2 protein-coding genes and 2 pseudogenes are annotated in these 6448 nt (G+C 68.8%); all 4 read left to right on the forward strand.

Annotated features, from left to right (window positions below; genetic code table 11):
• Positions 1-349: pseudogene (locus tag Q0C41_RS28730) on the forward strand (hypothetical protein); the annotation flags it as partial.
• An 899-nt stretch (positions 350-1248) separates the two neighbouring features.
• On the forward strand, positions 1249-4020 hold the full coding sequence (locus tag Q0C41_RS28735) for a vitamin B12-dependent ribonucleotide reductase (protein WP_291989991.1): 2772 nt from the start codon (positions 1249-1251) through the stop codon (positions 4018-4020).
• 209 nt (positions 4021-4229) lie between these two features.
• Positions 4230-5000 (forward strand): hypothetical protein, encoded by a 771-nt coding sequence (locus Q0C41_RS28740; RefSeq protein ID WP_291989993.1) that lies wholly within the window; start codon positions 4230-4232, stop codon positions 4998-5000.
• A gap of 155 nt (positions 5001-5155) precedes the next feature.
• Positions 5156-6448: pseudogene (locus tag Q0C41_RS28745) on the forward strand (PQQ-dependent sugar dehydrogenase); the annotation flags it as partial.

Below are 6448 nucleotides of genomic sequence, written 5' to 3' on the forward strand. Positions count from 1 at the left end.
GCGCCCCGATGCGGCCCGGCCCGCCGAGCCGGCGCGCCCCGAAGCGGCTCCCGAGGTCGTCCCGCCGACGCCGACCGAGCCGGCCCCCAACACGGGGCCCCTGCTCAGGACCCCGCAGACCGCCGACGAGAGCAACGCGGAGCGCCGCACCACGGAAGTCCTCGATCGCGCCAATGGTCTGCTGGATCGGGTCAAGCCCGAGACCCTGGGCCCGCAGGCCCGCCAGCAGCACGAGACGGCACGCCGCTTCGTGGACCAGGCCAGGCAGGCGATCGTCGACCGCAACTTCGTGCTGGCGTCGTACCTGGCCGACAAGGCCGAGACCCTCGCCAAGGGCCTGAGCCGGTAGGGCGGCCGGCTCGGCGAGCCGGCCCTCCCAACTCGGCGCCCGTTCCCCGGTGCCCGGTTCCCGGTATCCGGTTCCCCGTTCCCCGGTGCCCGGTTCCCGGTATCCGGTTCCCCGGTGCCCGGTGCCCGGCTTCCGGTTCCCGGTTCCCGGTGCCCGGTGCCCGGCTTCCGGTGCCCGGTGCCCGGTTCCCGTCCCCTGTATCTCCGCCGTACACATGGCCGCTTTCGCCGGGGCTGCCCGTGCACGCGTCCCTCCGGCGGCCGCTGTTCTGTCGCGTCTCTGGCGCCAGACACGGCGGATCGGGCCGGATCGGCCGATGGCATCCCGTTTGCTCTCGTAAGGAGTACCCCCGCTCCGCAAGGAGCACCATCCTCCTGAGACCCGCACCACCCGCGCGGGAGACCGGACCGACCGGTTTCCCGCCCTCGCCTCTCTCCTCCGGGCACGTTGCCAGGCGCCTCCGACCCATGTCCGTCGCCGTAAGTGACGCTGCTGGAACGCCTTGCGGGAGATTCGGGCGTTGGCCTGTATATTGGGTGTCATCCAGGCAGGACGCACAAGATGTGGTGTAAATTCCCGTTGACAACCCTCAGGCTGGGGAGCATAGTGACTCTCCGAAGCGCCGAAGTTCGCCCTACCCGAGAGCACCCAGCCACTCGGAGCGACGGGTCCCTGAGTCACCACGAGCGAGGACACGACGCAGGACGGATCGCGCCTCCCACAGTGGTTCGTGTGCAGCGCCAAGACGTGCCGTCACCCGGCGCGCGCCCGATCAGGACGGGATGGCGCCGCATGTCTGCCGCGGCGGGCGGTCTCGGTGCTCGAACGGGCCAGATTCACACAGACATCGCCGTGCGCCGACCCGGGGGAGGGTTCGTGCCGGCATGAGGAGGAAGGGAATGCAGTCTGCACAGTCGGTCGAGAGCGTCCTCGGCCAGTCGACTGGCGCCGCTGATGTCGTGACGGTTCCGGGCTTGGAGTTTCCCAGGTCGTTCACGCGGGACGGGATGGACCCGTTCGATGCCGTGGAATGGGAGACCCGCTCGGCCATCATTGGCAACGAGAAGGGCAACGTCGTGTTCGAGCAGCGCGACGTCGAGATCCCGAAGACCTGGTCGCAGCAAGCGACCAACATCGTCGTCTCCAAGTACTTCCGCGGCACCATCGGCACGCCGGAGCGCGAGCGCTCCGTCCGTCAGCTGATCGGGCGCGTGGTGGATACCATCACCGGCTGGGCGCGCACGCAGAAGTACTTCGCGAGTGAAGACGACCTGCAGGCCTTCAGCGACGACCTGAAGCACCTCCTCGTCTTCCAGAAGGCGGCCTTCAACAGCCCCGTCTGGTTCAACTGCGGCATCGAACCCCACCCGCAGTGCTCGGCGTGCTTCATCAACGCCGTGCAGGACACGATGGAGTCGATCCTGACCCTCGCCAAGACCGAGGGCATGCTGTTCAAGTACGGCTCCGGCACCGGCTCGAACCTGTCGGCGATCCGATCGGCGCACGAGCTGCTCGCTGGCGGCGGCACGGCCTCCGGCCCGGTGTCGTTCATGAAGGGCTTCGACGCCTTCGCCGGCGTCATCAAGTCGGGCGGCAAGACGCGCCGCGCCGCCAAGATGGTGATCCTCAACGCCGACCACCCGGACGTCGTCGAGTTCATCAACTGCAAGGTCGAGGAAGAGAAGAAGGCCTGGGCGCTCATCGACGCCGGCTACGACGGCTCGTTCACGGGCCCGGCGTACGCCTCGGTGTTCTTCCAGAACAGCAACAACAGCGTGCGCGTGACCGACGACTTCATGCGCGCCGTCCTCGACGACAAGGAATGGACCACGCGCGCGGTGCGTGACGGGTCGCCGATGGCGACCTACAAGGCCCGCGACCTGATGCACCAGATCGCCGAGGCGACGCATGTCTGCGGCGATCCGGGCATGCAGTTCGACACCACGGTCAACGACTGGCACACCTGCCCGAACACGGCCCGCATCAACGCGAGCAACCCGTGCTCGGAGTACATGTTCCTCGACGACTCGGCGTGCAACCTCGCGTCGATCAACCTGATGAAGTTCGTCGACGAGCAGGGCGAGTTCGACGTCGACGGCTTCCGTGCCGCCTGCCGCGTGCTGATCACCGCGCAGGAGATCATCGTCGACAACGCCAGCTACCCGACCAAGGCGATCGAGCGCAACAGCATCGCCTATCGTCCGCTCGGCCTCGGCTATGCCAATCTCGGCGCCCTGCTGATGTCGCGCGGCCTGCCGTACGACAGCGACGGCGGCCGGGACATGGCGGCAGCCATCACCGCGGTGATGACCGGCGAGGCCTACGCCCAGTCGGCCCGGGTGGCGCGTGACCACGGCGGCCCGTTCGAGGGCTACGAGAAGAACCGCGAGCCGTTCCTGCGCGTCATGCGCAAGCACCGCAACGCCATCAAGGCGATCGATCGCACCAACGTGCCCAAGGATCTGTTCGAGGCGGCCCGCGCCGCCTGGGACGACGCGATCGAGATCGGCGAGCAGCACGGGTTCCGCAATGCGCAGGCGACGGTGCTGGCGCCGACCGGCACCATCGGCTTCATGATGGACTGCGACACCACCGGCGTGGAGCCGGACATCGCGCTCGTCAAGTACAAGAAGCTGGTCGGCGGTGGCCTGATGAAGATCGTCAACGGCACCGTGCCGATGGCGCTCGACAAGCTCGGCTACTCCGCGCAGCAGGTCAAGGAGATCGTCGCCTACATCGACGAGCACGAGACGATCGAGGGCGCGCCACACCTGCGCGCCGAGGATCTGCCGGTCTTCGACTGCGCCTTCAAGGCGCTGAAGGGCGACCGCTCGATCCACTACATGGGCCACATCAAGATGATGGGCGCCGTGCAGCCGTTCATCTCGGGCGCCATCAGCAAGACCGTCAACGTGCCCAAGGATGCGACCGTCGAGGAGATCCAGGAGGCCTACGTGCAGTCCTGGCGCCTTGGCGCCAAGGCCGTCTCGATCTACCGCGACGGCAGCAAGCGCACCCAGCCGCTGAACACTTCGAAGGACAAGCAGGCGTCCACCGAGGCCGTGGTCAGTGGCGTGCCGCAGCCGGTGCGTCGCAAGCTGCCGGATGAACGCCCGTCGATCACCCACCGCTTCGACATCGCGGGCCACGAGGGCTACATCACCGTCGGGCTGTTCGACGATGGGCAGCCGGGCGAGATCTTCCTGGTGATGGCCAAGGAGGGCTCGACGATCTCGGGCTTTGCCGACGCCTTCGCGCAGGCGATCTCCTACGCCCTGCAGTACGGCGTGCCGCTGCAGGTGCTGGTGGACAAGTTCAGCCACGCCCGCTTCGAGCCGTCGGGCATGACGCGCAACCCCGAGGTGCGCTTCGCGAAGTCGATCGTCGACTACGTGTTCCGCTGGATGGCGACCAAGTTCATGTCGCCCGAAGCGCGCTACCGCGCCGGCGTCAACATGCCGGACCCGGGTCTGGCCGCCGCTGAAGCGCCGGCCAACACGGCCGTGGCCGCCACCATCGCCGCCGCGACGGCCGGCAAGGCCAGCGCCGAGTTCGCCTCCATGCAGAACCAGGAGGACGCGCCGCCCTGCACGACCTGCGGGTCGATCATGGTGCGCAGCGGTGCCTGCTACAAGTGCGCCAACTGCGGCACCACGAGCGGCTGCGGCTGATGTGGGTAATTTGAAATTGGAAATGTGAAATTCACGGGGGCGAGGGCCTTGCGGCCTCTCGCCCCTGTGGCGTTTCAGGAGCCCCGGAGACGGCCGGCTCGGGGAGAGCCTGCCCTACCCGCTGTGTCAAGCGGCGAAGGCCGAAAGGCCGAGCCGCCTGGAATTTCACATTCTCAAATTTCCAATTGCCACCGTGCTATTGATGCCCGATGCGTGCCTCGATCGGCAGCCTCCTGCTCGTCCTCGGCCTGGCCGGCCCCGCCTCGGCGCAGGGCCTCGTGGGCGCCTCCCCGCACCAGCCGCCGACCGATGACAAGACCGGCACCAACCCGCTGAACCTGCAGCATCAGGTGATCGTCGCCACCACCTACGTCACCCTCGAGCGTTTCCATCTCAACGAGACGACGTACCGGCATGTGGTGCCCATCCTGCATCGCCGCGTGGCCCTCTCCGCCGGACTCCCGCTGGTGGTTGGCAACCTGACCGGCCGCCGGGAGACCGGCCTCGGCGACGTGTCGGCCAACGTCGAGTGGACGCCCTGGCTGTCGCCGCGCCGGGGGCTGCTCGTGGGGATGCGGGCCACTATCGACACGGCCACCGTCCAGGAATTCGGGCTCGGCGTGCACACGCTGATGCCGTACGTCCAGGTCGTCTTCCAGCCCGCGACGGGGACCATCCTGGCGCCGTTCCTCTCCTATCGCACCGGCATGGGGGGTGAGGCGTTCGCCACCGAGGTGGAAGACACGCTCGTCGGTCTCTACGGCGTGTGGCGGCCGACGTCGCGGCTCTGGCTGGCGACGCAGCCGCAGGTGGTGTTCGACGCCGCCCGCGCGTCCACATACGGCGAACTCAGCGCTGAGGTCGGCTACCAGTGGTTCAGCCGCCTCGGCGCCTACGTCCGGCCAGGCGTGGGCGTCGGCGCCGACGGCAGCAAGCCGTACGCCTGGGGCCTGACGGCGGGGATCCGCGTCATTCCGTAGGTCGGACCTCGGGAGTCGGCCCCGACATCCCCGGCGAACGAGGGCGACCTCTACCAGCGGCGTTGTCACCGTGATAGCGTCACGCTGATAGCGTCATCCTGATGACGACGAGCCTCGCCGCCCGACGCCGGTTCTCGGGTGGCCAGCCCAGAGCCATGCCCACACCACGTGTCTCGCAACGCGCCGTCGCCGCGGCGTTCGTGTTCCTCGCCGGCGGTCTGGTCACCGGGTTGACCCTCGACGCCCGACGCGCGCCGGCGCAGGCCCCCGCCGGTCAGGCTGCGGCCGCCGCGGGCGCGACCCTGAAGGTGCCGCCGGGCTTTGCCGTCGCCGAGGTCTATCCGGCGAGCAAGGCCGGCTCGATCGTCAACGTCACCTTCGACGCCGACGGCCACTTGGTCGTGTCGAAGGAGTACGGCCCCGTGGTGCGGCTGCGTGATGCCGACGGCGACGGCGTCTTCGACACCGAACAGGTGATCACCGACGCGGTCACCAACTGCCAGGGCCTGCTGTTTGCCGGCCGCGACCTGCTGGCCACGTGCGATGGCCCCGGCAAGCCGACGATCGCCTCCCTCTATCGCATCCCCGACGCCGATGGCGATGGCGTCGGCGAGGCGCCCATCCTGGTGGCGCGCAGCACGTACGCGATCGGCGAACACGGTGCCCACGCGCTCGTCTTCGGGCCCGACGGCGACGTCTACTGGATGATCGGCAATTTCGGCGGTACCGAAGCGTCGTTCTCGGCGCGATCGCCGTTCCAGAATGCCGGGGAAGAGCAACTGCTGCCGGTGATGGGCGATGCCCGTGGGCACGGCAACCAGGTGCGCGCGCCAGCCGGGTTCATCGCCCGCCTAAGCCTGTCCGGCATCATGGCCGCCACGGGGCCGGCCACCACGCCGGAGATCGAGATCGTCGCCGGCGGCTTCCGCAACGCCTACGACGCCGCGTTCAACCTGGCCGGCGAGCTGTTCACGTTCGACTCCGACATGGAGTGGGACATCAACCTGCCCTGGTACCGTCCGGTCCGCACCCTGCACCTGTTGCCCGGCGCCGACTACGGCTTCCGCTACGGATCCGGGCCCTTCCCGACCGTCTATCCCGACACCCTGCCGTCGCTGTCCGAACTCGGACGCGGCTCCCCGGTCGGCGTCACCTTCTACCAGGGCGAGGCCTTTCCCTCCGAGTACCGCGATGCCTTCCTCGTCGCCGACTGGTCGCGCGGTCGCATTCTCGTCGGCCGCCAGCAGCCGGCCGGCGCGAGCTACACGGAGGCCATCAGCGAGTTCGTCATGGGGACGCCGCTCAATGTGACCGATCTCGAGGTCGGCGCCGACGGGGCGGTGTACTTCGCCCTCGGCGGCCGCCGCACGCGGGGCGGCCTCTACCGCGTCTGGCACCCCGACGCGGCACGCCAGCGGCCCGCGCCGCCCGCCGATCCGGTGGCCCGC

It is taken from the genome of Luteitalea sp., assembly GCF_022842525.1.
In the GTDB taxonomy this organism is placed as follows: Bacteria; Acidobacteriota; Vicinamibacteria; order Vicinamibacterales; family Vicinamibacteraceae; genus Luteitalea.